The sequence below is a fragment of the Pseudomonas gebzensis genome, assembly GCF_034427815.1.
Lineage (GTDB): Bacteria > Pseudomonadota > Gammaproteobacteria > Pseudomonadales > Pseudomonadaceae > Aquipseudomonas.
In genome coordinates this window covers 623,967-644,885 of sequence record NZ_JAXQNS010000002.1, presented here as the reverse complement: position 1 = coordinate 644,885, position 20,919 = coordinate 623,967, and the positions used below count along the sequence as shown (strand labels likewise).

Here is a 20,919-nt window from a genome sequence, read left to right as displayed (position 1 = left end):
TCGAGCATGAGCGACGCATTGCTGGATGTCGTTGTCCGCACCTGCGAGGTGCAAGGCGGCGAGGTGCTGGTGCTGGAACTCGCCGCCGCCCACGGCCAGGCACTGCCGCGCTTTGCGGCGGGTGCCCATGTCGATCTGCACGTGGCCCCGGGGGTGGTGCGCCAGTACTCGCTGTGCGGCGACCCGGCAAGGGCCAACGTCTATCGCCTTGGCGTGCTCAAGGACGCACAGTCGCGCGGCGGCTCCAGCGCTGTGCATGCACAGCTGCAGCAAGGCGCGACGACGCGCATCAGCGCACCGCGCAACCTGTTCCCGTTGGTGACCGACGCCCAGCGCAGCCTGCTGATCGGCGGCGGCATCGGCATCACCCCGCTGATCGCCATGGCCCATGCCCTGTATGCCCAGGGCCAGGCTTTCGAGCTGCATTACCGGGGCCGTTCGCGCAGCCGCTGCGCCTTTGTCGAGGAGCTGCTGGCCGCACCGTTCGCCGGCCACGTGTTTACCCACTTCAGTGACGAAGGCGCCGAGCAGCAACTCAACCTTGCCCAGGTGCTCGGCCCACCGGCAGCGGGTACGCACCTGTACACCTGCGGCCCGGCCGGCTTCATGGACTGGGTGATCGAGGGCGCCCGGCAACAAGGCTACGACGCCGCGCACATCCATTACGAATACTTCCAGGCCGAGGTCGACAACAGCGGCCAAGGCTTTGAAGTCCAGGCCGTGCGCAGCGGCAAGACCGTGCAGGTGCTGCCCGGCCAGTCGCTGCTGCACGCGCTGCGCGCCGAAGGCATCGCGGTCGAGGTGTCGTGCGAGCAAGGGGTGTGCGGAACCTGCCTGTGCGACGTGATCGAAGGCGAGCCGGAGCACCGTGACCATTACCTGACCGATGAGGAGAAACAGAGCAACGAGCAGATCGTCGTGTGCTGTTCCCGGGCGCGTAGCGCGCGCCTGGTGCTGGATATCTGAAAACAACAAAAACAATACGTGACAGCCACGCGGGCCATGACCTACAGCCCGCACGCCCCGCTCACCCGGGGCCGACCCGTGGACTGATCGCCATTCCAGGACATTCCCATGCAACTGACAAAGCCGTTACGTGCGACATCGCTGTGCCTGAGCGTCGGCGCCCTGCTGCCGATGACCGGCTGGGCCGACGTGATCGATGACAGTCACCTGTCGCTGAACCTGCGAAACCTCTACCTCAACCGCAACTTCACGCAGTCCGACGCGCCGGTGTCGAAGGTCGGCAACTGGTCCCAGGGCTTCGACCTGCAGTTCGAGTCGGGCTATACCGACACGCCGCTGGCCATCGGCCTGGACCTCAACGGGCAGTACGCCCTGCGCCTGGATTCCACGGGCAACGACGGCTCGCTGCCGTTCAGCCAGTCGCGGCAAAAAGCGGCCGACGACTACGGTCGCGCCGGCGCCACGCTGAAACTGAAATACGCCAAGACCTTGGTGAAGATCGGCGACCAGAAACCCAACTATCCCATCGCCTCCAATGACCCGAGCCGTCAGTTGGACACGATCTACCAGGGTGCCGTGATCGAGTCCCGCTACATCGACGACCTGACCCTGGTCGGTGGGCGGTTCTGGTCCATCGTCACCCGTGAATCGTCCAACCACGAGCGCCTGTACCGCTACGGCACGCGCGATAGCCAGGACAGCGATGGCCTGGACTTCGTCGGCGCCACCTACGCCCTGACCCCTGGCCTGCAAGCCAGCTACTTCCACGGCGTGCTCAACGACATCTACCGGCAGGACTACGGCGGCCTCAAGCACAGCGTGAAACTCGCTGACGACTACCTGCTCAAGACCGACATCGGTTACTTCAACAACCGCGAAGACGGAGCAGCGCGCGGCGGCGCCGTGGACAACCGCGCCTACTACGGCCTGGTGACCGTGGAAAACAACGGCCACATGCTCGGTGCCAGCTACCAGCGCATGACCGGTGACACGGTGTTCCCGACCCTCAACGGCTACGTGCCGCAGTTCTACCTGCCGAACTGGGCAGGCCTGCCGTTCATTCGACCCGATGAGCGCAGTTGGTCGGTGCGCTACGGCTACAACTTCGCCGCCGTCGGCATTCCCGGACTCAAGCTGTTCACCCGCTACATCAAGGGTACCGACATCGACCGGGGTGCCGGGCTGTCGCGGGACCAGGAAAGCGAGCGCGACATCATGCTCTCGTACGTGGTGCAGAACGGCCCGCTCAAAGACTTGGGCTTGGAGCTGAAGAACCTGCGCACGCAACAGCGCTACGGCAACGACTACGACGAATACCGCCTGATCACCTCCTACACCTGGAAGTTCTGGTAACGGCCCCGGAGAACGCACATGTCCGACCTCAACACGAACATCGGTGAAGACACCGATCCGCGTACCCTGCGCCGCATCGTCATCGCCTCGGTGCTGGGCAATGCGCTGGAATGGTACGACTTTTTCCTCTATGGCACGGCGGCAGCGCTGATCTTCGGCCCCTTGTTCTTCCCCGGTGGCACCGACCCGGTACTGGGCACCATGGCTGCCTTCGCAGGCTTTGCCGTGGGCTTTCTCGCGCGGCCTCTGGGCGGGTTGATCTTCGGTCACATCGGCGATAAAGCCGGGCGCAAGAAGGCCCTGGTGATGACGCTGGGCATCATGGGCGCGGCCACCTTCGCCATGGGCCTGCTGCCGACCTTCGAGCAGGTCGGCTACCTGGCGCCCATCTGCCTGGTGTTGCTGCGCATCCTGCAAGGCGTGGCCTCGGGCGGCGAATGGGGCGGCGGCGTGCTGATGCTCAGCGAAAACGCCCCCAAGGGCCGAGTCGGCTTCTTTGCCGCCTGGAGCCAGTTGGGCGTCTCGGGCGGCTTCGTGCTGTCGGCGGCGGCCTTCTACCTGGTCCAGCTGCTGCCCCATGAAGACATGATGAGCTGGGGCTGGCGCATCCCGTTCCTGGCCAGCATCCTGATTTTCGGCGTGGGCGTGTACATCCGTCGGCAACTGCCGGAAAGCAAAGCGTTCGTCCAAGAACAGGCCGCGCATGGCGTACCGGACAAGATCCCGGCCATGCAGGTGCTGCGCGACCACCCCAAGGCGGTGCTGCAGGCCATGGGCATTCGCATCGCCGAAAACGGCAGCGCCTACTTGTTTCTGGCCTTCACCATCGCCTATGCCAAGTTCACCGGGCTCGACACCCAGCTGGTGCTGGCCAGCGTGATGCTGGCGATGATCGTCGAGGCCTTCACCATCGTGTTCTGGGGCTGGCTGTCCGACCGCATCGGCCGGCGCACGGTGTATGCCATCGGCTCGGTGGGCCTGATGCTGCTGGCCTTCCCCTTCTTCTGGATGCTCGACACCCACGCCACGCTCTGGGTGTACCTGGCGGCGCTGCTGGGCATGGCTTTCTGCCATGGCGCGATGATCGGTACGCAACCGGCGCTGATGGGCGAACTGTTCCCGCCCAAGGTGCGCTACACCGGCATGGCCATGGGGCATGAAGTGGCCTCGATCTTCTCCGGTGGTCTGGCGCCACTGGCGGCCACGGCGCTGTTCAGCGTGTACCACTCGGCCTGGCCGGTCGCGGTGATGCTGATCGTGATGGGCGCCATCACCACCTTGACTTTGCTGACCATCAAGCCGACCCAGCCCTGAGGCTGGGCGGCAACTGTTTGCCTGGGCCTTTCCGTGCGGGGAGGGTCCGGGCTTTTTATGGAGTGGGCGCGTGCTGCCTGGATCGCTGCCAGCTGTGGTGTCGGTCACCTGCGCGGTGCCTGTCTGCGGGCCGACGACGCCCTCTTGAAGGCTGCGGGCGTGGTCCGACAGCTACGGCACGGCGCCTGGCCTGGGGCGGCGCTACCGGCCCAGTACAGACCCTACCGATTCAGCTGGCTGAACGCGCCCAACTCGCCCCGTTGCTTAGCGTCGAATCAAGGACCGTTGGCTCCTACTCCGATCGCATCGTTCTGCCGGAAGGATTGCCTGCGGCTTGCCGCGATCTGTGGACTGCCCGCTGTGGGCGGTTTTAGCCGCGACGCGCCGCGCACGCTCGCTACCGCCTCAGCGCGGATCAATCAGGAAAACCCCGAACCCGAACACGCAGCTATCCATCGACGTCCTAGCCGTCTTCGCCCCCTACCAGGAACCACCCCATGCTTCACGACTACGAACTGATCCGCCTCACCCTGCGCGTGCGCACCCCACCCCAGGCCTTGCCGCGCTTGCAGGCCGCGCTGGCCGAAGCCCCCGCGGGCGTCGAGCTGATCGGCTGCTGGCTCTCGGAGATCGGCCCGCAGAACACCTTCGCCGTGCTGCGCCGCTTCGCCGATGCCAGCGTGCGCGACCGCGAACGCCAGCGGGTTCTGGAAGCCGCAGATGCGTTCGCGATTGGCGAGTTCCTGCTCGAACAGCGCATCAATGACTACCGCCTGTTCCCGTTCCTGACCCCCCTGGCGCCGGGTGCGCATGGGCCCTTTTACGAGTTGCGCGAGTACGACCTGGTGCCTGGCGGGCTGGCGCCGACCCTGGCCGGCTGGCGCAAGGCGGTCGGCCCGCGCACCGGCCCTGCTTATTCCCAGGTGTTCGCCGCGTTCTACGCCACCAGCGGCAAGCTGCCGCGCTACCTGCACATCTGGCCGTATGCGAGCCTGGAGCAGCGCTTGCAGGTGCGCACTCAGGCGGTGAAAGACGGGGTCTGGCCGCCGGAAAACTCGGCGCCACAGCTGCAGAAGATGGAGTCGGGGGTCTACCTGCCCGCAGCGTTCTCACCTTTGCAGTGAGACCAGGCAGTGATGGGCGCGAACGCTAAGCGGCCTGCCCATCACACGCGACCTACGGTTCAGGCGATCCGAGGTAACAGGCCCATCTGCTCCAGGCGCGTCACGAACGCGGCGAGGCGTTGCTGGCGGTAGTGCACGGTATCGACGCCGTGGTAATCGTAGAACCCTGCCCCGTCGCACAGGCCATTGCGCCCGGCATGGAAATGGGCCTGCACCCTGGGCGCCGGCGCGAAGCGCTCGCCCAGCTCGCCACTGAGGTAATGCGAAGCCTGGTAGAGGGTATCGCCGCCGCCCCAGTCGATGAACTCCAGCGCGCCAAGGACCGAAAAGCGTAGGCCCAGGCCATTGCGCACAGCGGTGTCGATGTCGGCGACACTGGCGACCCCCTCCTCGACCATCCGCGCGGCTTCGTTCATCACCAGCGCCTGCAAGCGCGGCACGATGAAGCCGGCGCAGGGGCCGCACACCACCGGCACCTTGCCGATGGCCTGCAAGCCGTCGCTGAGCCGCTGCACGGCGCTGTCCAGGCTGGCCGGGCTGCGGCTGATCTCCACCAGCGGCATGAGATGGGCCGGATTCAGCCAGTGCGCCACCAGCACCCGCTGCGGGCCGGGCAGCATCGCTGCCAGCTCGCTGACGCGGAAGGTCGAGGTCGTCGAAGCAATGATCGCGTCAGGGTGCACGTGCTGACCGAGCCAACCCAGGCCCTCTCGCTTGACCTCAAGGCGCTCCGGCAAGGCTTCGAACACCAGCGACTGGCCCACCAGCGCGGCGGCGGCCTGCGGCAATGGCACCAAGGCGATCCGCGCGAGCACCTCGCTGCACTGCGCGGCGCTCAGCAGCCCGGCGTGGTGCAGGCTGCCCAGCTGCTCGTCAAGGCTCTGCCTGAGCGCCGTGAAACACGCCAGCTGGGCGGTCGCTTCCCGGGCTTTGAGGTCGATCAGCGCCACCGTTTGCCCGGCCAACGCGAACGCCAGGGCGATGCCTTCGCCGATGCGCCCGGCGCCTATGACGCAGGCGTGTGTGTGCCGTTCGCCCATGCCCTCGGCCTGCATCGCATCGGCGCTGCCTGGCCCACTGCCTGCTGGAACTCCAGCTTGCCCGCCGCTGTGGCCTGTGCCGACGGCCTGTTGGCCCATGTCCTGGGTGGCGGGCTGGCCAACGCGCTCGGGCGGCAGCGCGCCAGCGCGGCCAAGCCGATCATCCGCCGCGTCTACGTCCGGCGCGCTGCCGTTGGCAACGCAGGCTGCGCCGGTGCGATCCGCCCGCCCGCTCATGCCCCTGGCCCGTCGTTCAGCAGCCCATGCATCTGCTCACGGGTCAGGCCCGCCACGCCGAGGTTTTCCAGGGTACGCCCCTGTCGATAGAGGTCTTGCCCGGTGACCGCGCTGGCCAGCGCCAACAAGCCGGATGCCAGTGGCGTGGCAACGCCGGCCCAGCGCGCGACCGAGACCAGCAGCGACAGGCCCAGGCGAGTGTCTTCGAGCATGTAGCGGTGCTCGAGCAAGTCGATCTTTTCCCGCCAGTCGCCGCTGTCGGTGAGCTGCTCATGGGCGCCGTGGCCGTACATCCATGGCTCGCCGTCGTTGCAGTAATGATCAGCCAACGGGAAGTGTGGCGCGCCGTAGCCCAATGCCTCCCGCACACGCATGCGTTCCTCATCGAGCGCGTTGGTGACGCGGCGGATGGCGGGTTGGGTGCCTTCGTGATGAATGTCCCAGGCCGGGAAATGCTCCAGCGGGCCTGCGTTCATCAAAATCAACGGCGGGTGAATGATCGGCCCTGCGTTCATCAGGGCTGCGCTGAGCACATCCTCGATGGGCTCCACACTGGGGTAGGCCTCACGCAGCACCGCGAAGGCCTGCCGCGCCAGCCGCGCGGGCATCACTCCGGTAGGCAGGCGCGTGGCGTAGGCGCTGATCACAAGGTCGGCCACGCCGTGCTTGCGCACCAGGTAAGGCAAGGTGCCGGTTTCGGCGAAGGCGACCCGCGCCCGATTGCCGCTGGCCTGCACTGCCTGGGCGAACATCAGGCTGCCCAAGGTGCCCGGCGGCAGAAACACCACCTGGCCGTCCTGCAGGTGTGGCGCCACCTGCGTGGCCAGCGCCGGGTGGCTGGTCGAGGGCAGCGGGATCACCACCAGCGCAGCGCCCGCCAGCGCTTGGGCAAGGTCTTCGCAGACCTGCAAACGGTCATCCGCCCCACCCACGCCTACCCGCCGCGTACCGCGGTGGTCCCGCAGGCTCACCTGGCCTTCGGCGCGAAGCGCCAGCAAAGCGGCCCGGTCACGGCGCCACAGGCGCACGCAGTGGCCACGCTCGGCCAGGTCTACAGCGGCGGCGTAGCAGCCGTGGCCGCCTCCCAGAACAGTGATGAGCATGTGTCCCTCCTTCTCCTACGCAGCGAGGCACCCCAGACGCACCGGGGTGCAGGTCGTGGTGCTTCAGCCCGGATACTGGCGCTGCAAACTCTCGCGAAAATGCCGGCAGCCCTTGCACAGCAAGCCAATGGCGAGCAGCGAAGCCACCAGGCTGACGATCGACATCGACTCGCCCACCGCTGCCGGCGAGCCGAAGTAACGGTCGGTCAGCAGCGCCACCAACGTGGTGCCCAAGCCCAGCGCCAGCAGGTTGCTGACCAGCAGGAAGACTGCCGACACCTGTGCGCGGACCTGGTTAGGCGAGAGGATCTGCATCGCAGCGGTGGACGCCGGCATCGGGAACGAGGCGAAGAACATCGCCGGCACCAGCAGCGTCACCGACAGCCACAGCTGATCGACCTGGGAATACAGCACCGCCGGCACGATCATGCCCAGCGCGCCAATCACCCCGGTGCGCATGGCCGCATCGGTGTAGCCACGTTTGCCAAGCGCATCCGTCAGCCACCCGCCGAATACCACGCCGGTGGTGTTGGCCAACAACAGGATGGTGCCGAGCATGAAGCCGGCTTCTTGCGGGCTCATGCCGAACTTGCGGATGTACAGCGCCGGGGTCCAGCTCATCATGCAGAACAGCGCCATGGCGTAGAACGAGAAGCCCAGGTAATGGCAGCCGAAGGTGGCGCGGTGGCTGCCGATGAAGCGCAAGCCATCGGCCAGCGCCAGTTTGCGCGGTTGGCCCTGGGCATCGAGTTGCGCACCCTTGCGCTGCGGGTCGCGCACGGTGAGCCAGATCAGCAGACCGACGATCACCCCCGGCAGGCCGACCAGAATGAACGCCAGCTGCCAGGCCTTCATCGCCCCGAGCAGTGCCACTTCGAGGATGTCGGCGTTCTTCAGCAAGGCGATCACATAGCCGCCGACCAGGAACGCCACCCCGCCACCGACGAACGAGCCGATGGAGTACACGCCCACGGCGCGGCCGAGCTTTTCCTTGGGGAACATGTCGCTGAACATCGAGTAGGCCGACGGCGACAGCGCCGCCTCGCCCACACCGACGCCGATGCGCGCCAGGAACATCTGCAGGAAGTTCTTGCTCAGGCCGCATGCGGCGGTGGCCACGCTCCAGAACACCACCCCCAGGGCGATGATCTTGGGCCGCGAAAAGCGGTCGGCCAGATACGCGATGGGCATGCCCATGAAGGCGTAGAACAGCGAAAACGCCAGGCCATGCAGCAGGCTGAACTGGGTGTCGCTGAGGTGCAGGTCGGCTTTGATTGGCTCGATCATCAGCGCCAGGATCTGCCGATCGACGAAGGAAAAGATGTACGCAACCATGCACAGCACGACCACATACCATTCATAGACGTAGCGTTTTTTCTGCAGCGGCCGGGTGGGTGAACCGATAGCGGGAGTAGTCATGTGTCTGAGTTCCTGAAAGAGAACAGCCTGAGGTGATCCGCAGCGCGCGCGGGCAGGAGCGACCGGCCCGGAACGCGCGGAGCGGGCTGAAAAAAGGCAGTGACCTGTCAGTAACAGGCAGACGACAAGCGCAACGGGATGCGGGGCATGGACATGAGCGGGGCCTTTATTGTTATGGGTGTCGGCAGGGGGTCTTGTGGGGTCTGTGCAGCCGTGCAGCCGGTAGCGGGCTGTGGCCCGGCGCAGCGCACCGGGCCACAGCCTCGGCTCAGCCCTCCTGCAACGCGCGCGGGCGCTGGCTGCGCACCTGGGCGTTCGGCGCACTGGCCGTTTGCAGGTGGAAGTCGAAGACGAGGTCGGCGAAGGTGTCGCCCTCGATCCCGCGCGCCTGCGCCTGCTCAGCGTTGGTGACGAAGTTCAGGGCGCCGATCAGACCGTCGCGGGTGGCGTAGGCGAAGTCGTCCCAGAGGTACTTGTCGCCCTCGAAGTTGATCTGCGTGGTCAGGTGACGGTAGCCCGGTGCGCTGATGAAGAAGTGCACGTGGGCCGGACGCTGGCCGTGACGGCCGAGCAGGTTCAGGCATTCCTGGGTTGGACCCTGCGGGTTGCAGCCATAGCCCGACGGCACGATGCTGCGCGCGCGGTAGCGCCCTTGCGCGTCGGTGACGATGCGCCGGCGCAGGTTGAACGCTGACTGGCGGCTGTCGAAGTACGAATACGTGCCTTGGGTGTTGGCATGCCACACGTCCACCACCGCGCCGGCCAAGGGCTGGCCCTGCGGGTCGAACACCTGGCCATGGAGGAACAGCACGGTGCCCGGATCGGTGCCGTCGTCCATGCGCGCCTCGCCGTGCGACAACGGCGCGCCGGCCACGTACAGCGGGCCTTCGATGGTGCGCGGGGTGCCGCCGGTCAGGCCCTGTTGCTGGTCCTTGGCGTCTTGCAGCAGGTCGAGGAAATGCTCGATGCCCAAGCCGGCTGCGGCCAGGCCAGCCTCGTTCTGACCGCCCAGGCGGTTGAGATAGTCGACCGCCTTCCAGAACTCGTTCTCGCTGATCTCGAGGTCTTCGACGGTGCGTGCGAGGTCTTGCAGCAGGCGCAGCAGGATCTGCTTGAAGCGCGGGCTGCCCTGGTCGTTGTCCAGGCCGACCACGGTCTCAAAGAACGCTTGCACCTCGGGGGTATGGGAAATCTTCACGGTCATGGGTGTTCACCTCGAATTGTTGTTATCAGGCGTCAGTTTCAGGAGCAGACGGTGATGGGCGTGCGCCTCATCGATCGTCGGCGTGGATCGACGAGGGGTGGCGACACAGCCCATCGATCTCGATCTCCATGTACGGGAACAGCGGCAGTTGCAGCAGCGTGTCATGCAGCGCCTCGACGCTCGGTACATCGAACACGCTGTAGTTGGCGTAGTGCCCGGCAATGCGCCACAGGTGGCGCCAGGTGCCCGCCTCTTGCAGGCGCTGAGCCAGGGCCTTCTCATCGGCCTTGAGCTGGGCGGCCTGGGCCGGGTCCATGGCGGGGGGCAACTTCACGGTCATCTTGACGTGGAACAGCATGGGTTCGCTCCTTGAAACGGCAGGGTCAGTGGCGGACGAAGCGCGCCAGGCGCGCTTCGTCCAGGGTCAGGCCAAGCCCGGGCGTGCGGGGCACGTGCAGGGCAAAATCGCGGTACTGCGGCGGCTCGTTGACGATCTCTTCGGTCAGCAGCAGCGGCCCGAACAGCTCGGTGCCCCAGGTGAGCTGGCGCAGGGTCAGAAAAGCATGCGCCGAGGCCAGGGTGCCGATCGAGCCTTCGAGCATGGTCCCGCCGTACAGCGCGATGCCGGCCGCTTCGGCGATCTGCGCGGTACGCAACACGGCCCGAGGGCCGCCGTTCTTGGCGATCTTCAAGGCGAATACGCTGGCCGCACCGTCGGCAGCCAGGCTGAAGGCGTCTTCCACGCTCTCGATGGATTCATCGGCCATGATCGGCGCTGGGCTGCGTTGGTTCAGGCGCACCTGGCCGCTGCGGTTGATGCGCGAAATGGGCTGCTCGATCAGGTCGATGCCGTTGTCGCCCAGCACCTGGCAGGCGCGCAGGGCCTGAGACTCGTCCCAGTACTGGTTGACGTCGACACGCACGCTGGCCTGCTCGCCCAGCTCGCGCTTGATGGCGATGACGTGGTCCAGGTCCTGCGCGATGGGGTTGGCGCCGATCTTGAGCTTGAACACCCGGTGGCGACGGATGTCCAGCATGTGCTGGGCCTCGGCGATGTCGCGCGCGGTGTCGCCGCTGGCCAGGGTCCAGGCGACTTCCAGGCTGTCGCGCACGCGCCCGCCAAGCAGCTCGCTGACCGGCAGGCCCAGGCGCTTGCCCTGGGCATCGAGCAGCGCGCTCTCAAGGCCGGACTTGGCGAAGGTGTTGCCCTTGGCCAGTTTGTCGAGCTTGAGCATGGCCGCGTTGATATTGCCGGCCGGCAGGCCGAGCAGCGCCGGTGCCAGGTGCGTATCGATGTTGACCTTGATACCTTCGGGGCTTTCATAACCGTAGGCCAGGCCGCCAATGGTGGTGGCTTCGCCGAGGCCTTCGATGCCGTCGCTGCAGCGCAGGCGGATGATCACCAGGGTCTGCTGCTGCATCGTGTGCATCGCCAGCTTGTGCGGGCGGAGGGTGGGCAGGTCGACGATTACGGCGTCGATACGCTCGATAACGGGTGCGGTCATGGGCTCTTCTCGTCGCGCCGGCACAGGTTCGGGCCGGAGGATTTACTTGATTATTCAAGCATTGCGCGAGACCCTGCAAAGGTCCAATACCAAATATGTCTGCGACCATACCCTGGAGGTCTGATGGAGCTGCGCCACCTTCGCTACTTCAAAGTGGTCGCCCAGACCCTCAGCTTCACCAAGGCGGCGCAGCAGTTGCACATTGCCCAGCCGCCGCTGAGCCGGCAGATCATCCAGCTCGAAGAGCACCTGGGCACTGCCCTGCTGTTGCGCGAGCGCCCGCTGCGCCTGACCGAGGCCGGGCACTACTTCCACAAGCAGGCCTGCGCGTTGCTGGAGCAGCTCGATGGCATCAGCGACAACACCCGGCGCATTGGACAGGGCCAGCGCAAATGGCTGGGCATCGGCTTTGCGCCATCGACCCTGTACGGCGCCCTGCCCGATCTGATCCGCGCCTTGCGCGCCGATCCTGAGCTGGAGCTGGGCTTGAGCGAGATGACCACCCTGGAGCAGATCGAGGCGCTCAAGAGCGGGCGCATCGACATCGGCTTCGGTCGTTTACACGTCGAAGACGCCGCCATTGCCCAGCAAGTACTGACCCAGGATCGACTGGTCGCCGCCCTGCCCAGTGGCCATCCCCTGGCCGGGCAATCGCTGCACCTGGCGCAGTTGGCCAACGCGCCGTTCGTGCTGTACCCAGCGCAACCGAGGCCCAGCTATGCCGACCACGTGCTCGGGCTGTTCGCCGCCCAGGGCGTCGCGATCCAGGTCAGCCAGTGGGCCAACGAAATGCAGACGGCCATCGGCCTGGTGGCTGCAGGGTTGGGCGTGACCCTGGTGCCTGCGTCGGTACAGCAGCAGCACCGTACCGACGTCGACTACGCCCCCTTGATGGACGCCAACGCGGCCAGCCCGATCATTCTCAGCGCCCGCACCCGGGATGCCAGCCCGCTGCTGCGGCACTGCATCAACTGGCTCGAGCAGCGCGGTCAGTAGCTGTAGGTCAGCGACATCAAGGCGGTGCGGTCATTGCCCAGCGCTACCGCCTGGGCCAGACCGCCGGCGTAATAATCGCGGTCGAACAGGTTGTTGACGTTCAGCGCGGCACGCCAGTGCTCGGCGCCATACGCGACGCCGACGTTGGCAACCGCATAACCGGGCAGGTAGTAGCCATTGGTGAAGCGCTCGGTGACCGCGTTCACCCCCCCGTTGACTTCCCAGCCGTGCGGGCTGGCGCTGAAGCGGTAGCGGGCAAACACGTTGCCGGTGTGGCGCGGCACGTTGTTCAGCCGATCGCCTTCGGTGCTGCTCGGTTGCCCGCCATCGTCGGTGATCACCGCCCAGGTGTAGGCATAGCCGGCATTCAGGCTGAGGCGGTCAGAGACATCGGCGGTCAGCTCGATTTCCGCGCCGCGGGTGCGCTGCTCGCCAATGGCGATCTTCTGGTCCGGCACCACCGGGTCTGCCTGCAGCACGTTCTGCCGGCGCAGGTCATACGCGGCCACGGTCAGCAAGGTGCGGCCCGGCACCAGGTCGAACTTGACCCCGACCTCCGATTGCTCGCCCTCCTCGGCCTTGAACGTGCTGCCCGCCGCATCGACGCCCATGTTGGGGTAGAACGAGGTGGCGTAACTGACATACGGGCGCACGTTGGGGAACAGCTCGTACATCACCGCCACGGCGCCGGTGGTCTTGTCGGCCGGGTTGGCGTTGCGCGCCTTGCCGAGCTTGTCTTCGCCATAGGTGTCGGTGGTGTCGTAACGCAAGCCGGCGGTGACCAGCCAGCGGTCGGTGATGCGGTAGTTGTCGCGCACATAGCCGCCGAGCATGCGCACGGTGGTGTCCTGCCATTCACGCGGGGTGGTTGGGCAGACGATATCGGCACCATAAACGGGCGTGTAAGCGTCCAGCGCGGCGACCTTGCAGGCGATGTGCCGCGTGCTTTCGCGCGAGCGCAGGTAGTCGGCGCCGACGGTCACGTCATGGCTGCCGTAGGGGGTGTCGAACAGGTGCTGAAGGTTGTTGTCCAGGCTCAGGGTATCGCCGTCGAAGTGCTGGTCCTGGGCGGTGCGGTTGAGGCTACGGTGATTGGCGGCCATGCGCGCATTGGCGACGAACTGGCCGTCGAGGCGGAACGTTTGCCAGCGCAGGTTCTGGTTGAAGGTCCAGTCATTGGCCAAGCGGTGCGTCAGGCTGTAGCCCACGCGGTTGGACACGCCGTGGTACGGGTCCTGTCCCGGCTCGCCGGTAAAGCGGTGGCGCGGCAGGTCGCCGTTGGGGTTGGCGGCGATCGAGCCCGACAGCGGCAGGCCCTGCTGGCGCAGGTACTGGCGGTCCTGGTGGCTGGCGAGCAGGGTCAGGTCGGTGTCCGGGCCCAGGTCGAGGCTCAGCGACGGGGCGATGTAGTTGTTCCTGAAGCCGACATGGTCGGTGGCGTCGTTGCTGTCGCTCAGCAGGCCATTGACGCGGATCGCCGCCTTGCCGTTGTCCGACAGCGGTGTGCCGACGTCAAAGGTGCCCTGGCGAAAATCATCGCTGCCATAGCTCACGCCAAGGGTGGCGAAGGGATCGGCCTTGGGTCGCTTGCTGACCATGTTCACCACACCGCCCGGCATGACCAGGCCGTACTCCATCGACGCCGGGCCCTTGAGCACTTCGACCTGCTCCAGGCCGAAGATCTGTTCGGCCACGCGGTTCGAGGCGCTGGTGCGCAAGCCATCGAGAAACAGCGAATCGGAGGCGACCTGGCCGCGAATGATCAGGTCATCCCAGCCACGCCGGCCGTACTGCCCTGCCGTGACGCCCGGCACGTTGGCCAATGCATCGGCCAGGCTGCGCGACTGCTGGCTGTCCATCACCGCGCGCGACACCACGCTGATGCTGCGCGGCGTTTCGGCCACCGGCAGTGCCGATTTGCCGACCTGCGCCGGCGCGCCGCTGAAGCTGTCGCCGCCGCCGCTGTCGTACACGTCCGCAATGGTGCTGGTGGGCAGCTCCACAGCGGCCGGGGCCGAGGCTGCGCCGGCAGTCGACGGCGCAGCCGCCCAGGTAAGGTGGGAGGTGGTGGCCAGGGCCACACACAATACGGGCGAGACAAAGCCTTTGCGGGCTTGGATAACAGCCTTCATGAACGTCCTAATCGATGATGCCTGCGCAGCGCTGCCTGAGAGGACCTGCACAGGGCCGGTGCTGCGGTGAATCGGCCTGACGGCCGGGTTCGCGTTGCCTGGCCAGGGCCCCCACCGCTCTCGGACAGACCGCCGTACAGGCGTTGCGCCAACGGGTCTGGGTCGTCATCCATGGGCATGGATGAAACGACCGCGCGACGATACAGATCGAAAGAAATGAATGCAAACGATTTTCATTTGCTACAGCGCTTGCGTTTTGCATGCTGGCGTGGCGTCTGCATCGGTGAGGGTCAGCCCAGGTGCTCGTTGACCTGATCCGGAAACGCCCGATCCTCCCGTGGGCTGCAGGCGAACCGCGCGTTGTAGCGCCGCGCCAGGTACGACGGCGACTCGAAGCCGCAGGCCAGACTCACTTCGGTGATGCTCATCTCGGTCTGGCGCAGCAGTTGTCGGGCCTTGTCCAGGCGCAGGTCGAGGTAGAAACGATTGGGCGTGGTCTCCAGGTGCAGACGGAACAGCCGCTCCAGCTGGCGCGCCGTGATCGACACGCCCTGCGCCAGGGCGTCGGTGCGCAGTGGCTGCTCCATGTGCTCGGCCATGCGCCGGATCACGTTGACCAGTTTTTTATTGGTGGTGCCGTAACGGCCGACGATGTGCCCGCGCTGGGGGAACTGCGCCAGGCGCACCGAGCCCATGACCAGTTGCTCGGACACGCGCACCGCCAACTGCGCGCCCTGCTGTTGGCTGATCACATGCAGCATCAGGTCGATGGTGGCGGCGCCGCCGGCGCAGGTCATGCGGTCGCGGTCGATCTCGAAGGTTTCCAGGGTGGTGAGGATGTTCGGGTAGGACTCGCGGAAGGCTTCCAGCGCCTCCCAATGCAGGGTGACCTTGTAGCCGGTCAGTAGCCCGGCCCGGGCCAGCGGGAACACGCCGGTATCGATGGCGCCCAGCGCAATGCGGTTGGCCGCCAAGTGCCGCAGCCAGGCCTGCAGCGCGTCGTCATAGCAGCGCATCGGCTCATAGCCGGCCACCACGATCACCATGCAGTCGGCCGGTACTGCGCCGAGTGCGTCATCGGCGCTGATGGTCAAGCCGCTGCAGCTTTCCACCGGCTGGCCATCCAGGCTCAGCGTGCGCCAGCGGTAGTAGCCGGGCTGAAAGCGGTTGGCGATGCGCAGGGTCTCCACGGCGTTGACGAACGCCGAGGGTGGAAAACCGGGGAGCAAGAGAATCCTGAAGTCCTGGGGCATGTCGTTCTCCGTGACGCAGGCGAGCAGTCCCCAAGCCTGGGAAGTGTCGAGCCACGCGATACTGGCGCCTGGCCATGCGTCAAGCCGGCAGCGGCTTTGGCATGGTCGATAGCAGCCGATGCAACGTGTCGGAATGTATACAGCAAAGAGGTCGGTAAAGTGCGTAAAGGTGTCGGAATTATCCGCTCCTGACCCATGGGAGTTGCGTAATGTTGCTCGGGAGAACCGGTGCAATCGCGCCCGGTGCAAGGATCGCCGGAGGCCTGGAAGGCCCGTGGTCACTTGCCTGTCTTGCCAACACTCCGTTGCTCTTCATGCCAAGGAATAATCAAACCATGAATCACCCAGCGACGCTCAAACAGCCCATGTCCAAGCCCTTGCGCCAGCGGTTGTTGCTCGGCGCGCTGTGCGTGCTGCCGGTTGCCTCGCTACAGGCCGCCGATGCCGACAGCTGCAAGACCGTGCGAATGGGCCTGGTCAGCTGGACCGACGTGACCGCCACCAGCAGCGTTGCCAAGGTATTGCTCGAAGCGCTCGGCTACACCGTCAAGCAAACCACCGCAACGCAGCAGTTGATCATGGCGGGCATTCGCGACAAGCGCCTGGACATCTACCTGGGCTACTGGCAGCCGCTGATGACGCCCGTGGTGCAGCCGTATATCGACGCCGGCACGATTGTCCAGTTGCCCAAGCCGAGCCTTGAGGATGCGCGCACTACCCTCGCCGTCCCTACCTACCTGTACGACAAGGGCCTGAAAACCTTCGCTGACATCGCCAGGTTCCGCGACAGCCTGGGCGGCAAGATCTATGGCCTGGAGCCAGGTGTCGGCTCGAACCAGATCATCAAGAAAATGATCGACGACGATCAATTCGGCCTGAAGGGCTTCACCCTCATCGAGTCGAGTGAAAGCGGCATCGTCGCCACCCTCAAGCGCGAAGTGCCCAAGCACAAGGACGTGGTGTTCTTCGGCTGGACCCCCCACCCGATGAACGTCAACTTCGACATTTCCTTCCTCAGTGGCAGCAACGACGTGTTCGCCCCCGATGACGGCAAGGCCACGGTCAGCACGCTGACCTCGCCCGACTACCAGCAGCAGTGCCCCAACGTGCATCGACTGCTGGAGAACCTGACCTTCACCGCCGCCGAAGAAAGCGAAATGATGATTCCGATCATGGCGCGCAAGGCCCCCGACAGCGTGGCCAGACAGTGGCTGGAAAAACACCCGCAGCGCCGCGCCGACTGGCTGCAGGGCGTGACCCGTATCGACGGCAGCGCAGCGCCCTGACGCGCAGCAGCGCACAGGGCTCGGTATCCCGTCCGTGGGGCGCACGCCCTGCCCGGTGCTGAACCTGGAGACTGACCGGCAAGCGCCTGGACACTGACCGCCCCCTGATCCACCGACCCCTGTGTGCCCTGGGCTCGCGCGGCGCCCCGTGCGGTGCCCGCGGCTCGGCGCAGACCCCATTCGAGGCATCGACGATGAACACTGCACCCGGCGCCGCACTGCGCGCCGCCCTGGCCCACCGCACGCTGCTGATCGGTCCGTGGGTGGGTATCCCGGACCCCACCGTGGTCGAGCTGATGGCCAGGCTGGACAACGATTTCCTGCTGCTCGATGGCGAGCACTCAGCGCTGCCCGCCGCCGCGCTCAGGCCCTTGCTGCCCTGCGCAGAACTGCAGCGAAAGCCTGTGATCTACCGCGTGCCGTCGCATTCGGCCACGCACCTCAAGCACGCACTGGACCTGGGCGTCAGCGGTGTGATGGTGCCGATGATCGACACCCCGCGCCAAGCGGCGGCCATCGTCGCGGCCTGCCGCTATGCGCCACTGGGCGCGCGCGGGATCGGCCCCTGGCGAGCGTCGGGTTACTACGAGCACTTCACCGACTACCTCACCTGCGCCAACGACCACACCACGGTGATTCTGCAGCTCGAAAGCACGGTGGGCCTGGCCAACCTCGAGGCCATTGCCGCGGTCGAGGGCTATGACGTGCTGTACGCAGGCCCCACCGACCTCGCCCAGGCCATGGGCTTGCCTGTCGGCGAATTCGGCCCCGACCTGCTGGCCACCCTCGAGCGCATCTGCCAGGCAGGCCTGGCCGCCGGCAAAACCCTGGGCATCGACGCCCCCGGTTCGGCGAGTCTGCCGATGCTGCGCGACCTGGGTTTCAGCTTTTTCACCCTCGGCTCGGACATGGGCTACCTCAGCGAAGCGGGCCGTGCCCAGGCACGGGAACTGGCGCTACTGGACATTGGGAAACCGCGCACATGATGAGCCCCGAACAGATCAAGACCCTGGTCGGCACCAACGGCTGGATCGACGGCAGTGAACTGCTGCAACGCCCCGTGGATTTCTGGAACGCCACCCCCACCCAAGCCCTGGGCCTGGCCCGCCCGGCCAGTACTCAGGCACTGTCGGCGCTGCTGGCCGCGTGCAACCGCGCCGGCCAGGCGGTGGTCATCGAAGGGGGACGCACCAACCTGGTCAGCGCCACCCTGGCCAACCCCGATACCCTGCTGATTTCCCTGGAGCGGCTCAATGGCGTGTCGGTGCCCGATCCGCACGCGATGGTCATCGAAGTGGGCGCAGGCGCGGTGATCGAGCATGTCCAGGCGATCTGCGCCGAGGCCCAGCTGCGCTTTGGCCTGGATTTCGGCGCCCGTGGCAGTGCCACCCTGGGCGGTGCGCTGTCGACCAATGCCGGCGGCTTCCAGGCCCTGCGCTACGGCGTGGCGCGTGACCAGGTGCTGGGCCTGGAATGCGTGCTGGCCGATGGCACCGTGCTCAGCCACCTCAGCAGCTACGCCAAAGACAACACCGGCTACGACCTCAAGCACTTGTTCATCGGCTCGGAAGGCACGTTGGGCGTGATCACCCGGGTGATGGTCAAGTTGCACCCCAAACCCACCTCGTCCAGCACCGCCCTGCTGGCCTTCGACAGCTTCGCCCACGTGCTCGAGGCGCTGAGCACCTTGCGCCGCAGCCTCAACGGCACGCTGTCGACCTTCGAGCTGATGTGGCAGGAGTTCTTCGAGTTCAACGTCAACGCCCTGCTCAACGGCCGCTCGCCGCTCGACATCGGGCACCCGTATTACGTGCTGTGCGAGGTCGAAGGGTTTTCCCCCGAGACCGATGGCGACACCTTCCAGGCGCTGATCAACGGCCTGTTCGAACAGGGTGCGGTGGTCGACGCGGTGATCGCCAACTCCGAGCGTCAGCGCGCCGAGCTGTGGCGTATTCGCGAAGAGTTCGAGGATGAAATCCAGGCGTTCACACGCATGGTCGACTTCGACGTGTCGCTGCCCTTGCAGCAGATCGAGGCGTTCTCCGACCAGGTGCGGGTGACGCTCGCCCGCGAATTCCCGGAAAACCTCGGCCTGCATGTGCTGGCCCATCTGGGCGACGGCAATGTGCACGTCACCACAGGCCTGCCCGACACCACCCGCAAGGATGAGCTCAAGCGCTGCATCTACCGGATCATCGCCCAGCTCGGCGGTTCGATTTCGGCCGAGCATGGCGTGGGGTTGGCGAAAAGAGATTACCTGCACTATTCGAGGAGCCCGGCGGAGCTGGCGACCATGCGCGCGCTGAAGGTGGCGCTGGACCCGAAGAATATTCTGAATCCGGGCAAGGTGATTGATCTGGCGGGGTGAAAAAACGACGTGCGGCTGCCGCGACACCCTGCCCGGCGGCTTGCGTACGTCTACCCCTGAAACAATATGCAAAAACACAGCGCTGGCAAATTGACGCGTAAGGCGCATTGCCATTAATGTTCGCACCCCGCCACAGGATGGCGATGATTCATTCAAGGGTTGAAACGATGCAGGGTGTACTTGTTCGTACGGGCAGAAGTGACGCATTCATTGCCATGGGCGAAACCGGCCAACCGGTGTTTCAGGCCGCCCTGCAACTGATCGCCGCCCTGCAGCGACGCAACCCCGAGCTTGCACGTTTCCTGGCCGTACCGCAGAGCAACGAGCACGGCACGGTGCTCGACTGGTACAGCCCGATGCCGGGCGAGGTGGTCAGCTGGCGTGCCGCCACCGAAGCGGAGCGTGAGCACGCGCGCAGCCAGTTGCTGGGCTTTCGCGAGCAGATCCAGGCCAGCGCCGCCCAGCTGGTGGAATCGGCCGGCAAGCGCGGCCAGGGTGACCAGGTCATCTTTGGCAAGCTGCTTGGCCTGGTGCCTTTTTGCCCCGGCGAAGATTTTCTCTATCTGGTGCACACCGACCGGGGCCTGCAGCCGGTACTGACCTTCTGGGGTTTTGTGCGCAACGCGGCCGACCGCCAGCTCGATCCGCTGTATTTTCTCACTCCACGCCCGGTGGCACCTGCCCCCGCCCCTATCCCGGCGCCGGTAGCGCCCGTTGAGCCCGTGGCACCTGCGCCCCTCCCGCCACTGCCGGCACCTGTGCCCGTGGTCACACGGCCGTGGTGGAAGCGCTGGTGGTGGTGGCTGTTGCTGGCCTTGCTGCTGCTGGCCTTGCTGTTCGGCCTGCTGCGCGGTTGCGCACCGCACGTGGGGCTACCGGCGCTGGTGGGTGGGCTAGCGGACCAGCCGCAGGTCGACCACCGCGTGTCCGCACCGCTGAACGCGGGCTCCACGACCCCACTTCCAGGTGCCACGCTGCCAGGTGCCACGCTGCCTGTGCCCGAAGGCTCGCGCCTCACCACGCAGCCGGCCGACGCCACGGCCGGTGTGCCTGACGGTGCGTTGCCGCCCACCGACAGCCCGTCGCAGGCCCCATCGACCGAAGCAACAGAGGCCGAGAAGCCCGCGCAAGCCGCTGAGGCCGCAGTGCCTGCGGACGGTCAACCCGTCGCCGCTGAGCAAGGCACCGCGGCGACACCCCCTGCAATCCAGTCGGACCCCGCCGAGGTCGCCCCCACTGCGGGCAACAGCCCCGACCTGAGCATCCCGGCAGACGCCGGCGACGGACCTGCCGATTTCCTCAACGGCAACTACCGGGCCGGCGCCGGTCTGCTCGACGCCAAGACCGCCAAGCCTTTGCGCCTGGAATACGCTTTCGAGAAAGGCCAGGGCACCGTCACCATCCGCCGCCCCGATGGCGTCAGCTGCACAGGGGCGGTGAATGCCGCCATGCAGCAGGGCCAGTTGGGTATCCAGAGCCAGGACCAGGCCACCTGCACCGATGGCAGCCGCTACGACATGCCGGCCGTCAACTGCGCCCCGGGTGCCCAGCAGATCGCCGACTGCCAGGGCCATTACGGCTCCAGCCAATTCCCTATTTTCATGCGCCGCGACTAAAGG

General features: G+C 66.2%; 17 protein-coding genes. 9 read left to right on the top strand and 8 right to left on the bottom strand.

Going from position 1 to position 20,919, the window contains the following annotated elements:
* Positions 1-6: 6 nt before the first annotated feature.
* The 4 genes from SJI00_RS06870 (at position 7) to SJI00_RS06855 (ending at position 4,757) form a co-directional block, all read left to right on the top strand.
* Positions 7-966 (top strand): PDR/VanB family oxidoreductase, encoded by a 960-nt coding sequence (locus SJI00_RS06870; protein ID WP_322460991.1) that lies wholly within the window; start codon positions 7-9, stop codon positions 964-966.
* Positions 967-1,074: 108 nt separating this feature from the next.
* Positions 1,075-2,319 carry an OprD family outer membrane porin gene (locus tag SJI00_RS06865; RefSeq protein ID WP_322460975.1) on the top strand — a complete coding sequence of 415 codons (1,245 nt, stop codon included), beginning with the start codon at positions 1,075-1,077 and terminating at the stop codon, positions 2,317-2,319.
* 18 nt (positions 2,320-2,337) lie between these two features.
* Positions 2,338-3,633, top strand: coding sequence for an MFS transporter (locus SJI00_RS06860; protein WP_322460974.1), 1,296 nt, complete (start codon positions 2,338-2,340; stop codon positions 3,631-3,633).
* 497 nt (positions 3,634-4,130) lie between these two features.
* Positions 4,131-4,757, top strand: a complete 627-nt coding sequence (locus SJI00_RS06855) for an NIPSNAP family protein (RefSeq protein WP_322460973.1) — start codon at positions 4,131-4,133, stop codon at positions 4,755-4,757.
* A gap of 59 nt (positions 4,758-4,816) precedes the next feature.
* Here the strand turns inward: SJI00_RS06855 and SJI00_RS06850 are convergent, their stop codons facing one another.
* From SJI00_RS06850 to SJI00_RS06825, 6 genes are all read right to left on the bottom strand, one after another.
* Positions 4,817-6,034 carry a 3-hydroxybutyryl-CoA dehydrogenase gene (locus SJI00_RS06850; protein WP_322460972.1) on the bottom strand — a complete coding sequence of 406 codons (1,218 nt, stop codon included), beginning with the start codon at positions 6,032-6,034 and terminating at the stop codon, positions 4,817-4,819.
* Positions 6,031-7,137 (bottom strand): NAD/NADP-dependent octopine/nopaline dehydrogenase family protein, encoded by a 1,107-nt coding sequence (locus tag SJI00_RS06845; RefSeq protein ID WP_322460971.1) that lies wholly within the window; start codon positions 7,135-7,137, stop codon positions 6,031-6,033. Before SJI00_RS06845 ends, SJI00_RS06850 begins: the two co-directional genes overlap by 4 nt.
* A gap of 63 nt (positions 7,138-7,200) precedes the next feature.
* Positions 7,201-8,556, bottom strand: coding sequence for a spinster family MFS transporter (locus tag SJI00_RS06840; protein ID WP_322460970.1), 1,356 nt, complete (start codon positions 8,554-8,556; stop codon positions 7,201-7,203).
* A gap of 268 nt (positions 8,557-8,824) precedes the next feature.
* Positions 8,825-9,760: a catechol 1,2-dioxygenase gene (catA, locus tag SJI00_RS06835; RefSeq protein WP_322460969.1), complete on the bottom strand. Its 936-nt coding sequence runs from the start codon at positions 9,758-9,760 to the stop codon at positions 8,825-8,827.
* Between the two features lie 67 nt (positions 9,761-9,827).
* Complete coding sequence (catC, locus tag SJI00_RS06830) at positions 9,828-10,118, bottom strand: muconolactone Delta-isomerase (RefSeq protein ID WP_322460968.1); 291 nt, start codon at positions 10,116-10,118, stop codon at positions 9,828-9,830.
* Positions 10,119-10,143: 25 nt separating this feature from the next.
* Positions 10,144-11,265: a muconate cycloisomerase family protein gene (locus tag SJI00_RS06825; protein WP_322460967.1), complete on the bottom strand. Its 1,122-nt coding sequence runs from the start codon at positions 11,263-11,265 to the stop codon at positions 10,144-10,146.
* Positions 11,266-11,388: 123 nt separating this feature from the next.
* Here SJI00_RS06825 and SJI00_RS06820 point away from each other — a divergent pair, with 123 nt between their 5' ends.
* Positions 11,389-12,261 (top strand): LysR substrate-binding domain-containing protein, encoded by an 873-nt coding sequence (locus tag SJI00_RS06820; protein WP_322460966.1) that lies wholly within the window; start codon positions 11,389-11,391, stop codon positions 12,259-12,261.
* On the opposite strand, the gene SJI00_RS06815 is transcribed toward SJI00_RS06820, so the two are convergent.
* Both SJI00_RS06815 and SJI00_RS06810 read right to left on the bottom strand, forming a co-directional pair.
* On the bottom strand, positions 12,255-14,393 hold the full coding sequence (locus SJI00_RS06815) for a TonB-dependent siderophore receptor (RefSeq protein ID WP_322460965.1): 2,139 nt from the start codon (positions 14,391-14,393) through the stop codon (positions 12,255-12,257). The genes SJI00_RS06820 and SJI00_RS06815 overlap by 7 nt on opposite strands.
* Before the next feature lie 290 nt (positions 14,394-14,683).
* The gene (locus tag SJI00_RS06810) at positions 14,684-15,646 is read right to left on the bottom strand and encodes a GlxA family transcriptional regulator (RefSeq protein WP_322460964.1); all 963 of its coding nucleotides are present in this window, start codon (positions 15,644-15,646) and stop codon (positions 14,684-14,686) included.
* A 365-nt stretch (positions 15,647-16,011) separates the two neighbouring features.
* Between SJI00_RS06810 and choX the strand changes: the two genes are divergently transcribed.
* From choX to SJI00_RS06790, 4 genes are all read left to right on the top strand, one after another.
* The gene (gene choX, locus SJI00_RS06805; RefSeq protein WP_322460990.1) at positions 16,012-16,932 is read left to right on the top strand and encodes a choline ABC transporter substrate-binding protein; all 921 of its coding nucleotides are present in this window, start codon (positions 16,012-16,014) and stop codon (positions 16,930-16,932) included.
* A 194-nt stretch (positions 16,933-17,126) separates the two neighbouring features.
* Entirely contained in the window at positions 17,127-17,918 is a 792-nt protein-coding gene (locus SJI00_RS06800; RefSeq protein ID WP_322460963.1) for an HpcH/HpaI aldolase family protein, read from the top strand.
* Entirely contained in the window at positions 17,915-19,300 is a 1,386-nt protein-coding gene (locus SJI00_RS06795; protein WP_322460962.1) for an FAD-binding oxidoreductase, read from the top strand. The genes SJI00_RS06800 and SJI00_RS06795 overlap by 4 nt, the downstream gene beginning before the upstream one ends.
* A gap of 116 nt (positions 19,301-19,416) precedes the next feature.
* On the top strand, positions 19,417-20,916 hold the full coding sequence (locus SJI00_RS06790; protein ID WP_322460961.1) for an SrfA family protein: 1,500 nt from the start codon (positions 19,417-19,419) through the stop codon (positions 20,914-20,916).
* Positions 20,917-20,919 lie beyond the last annotated feature (3 nt).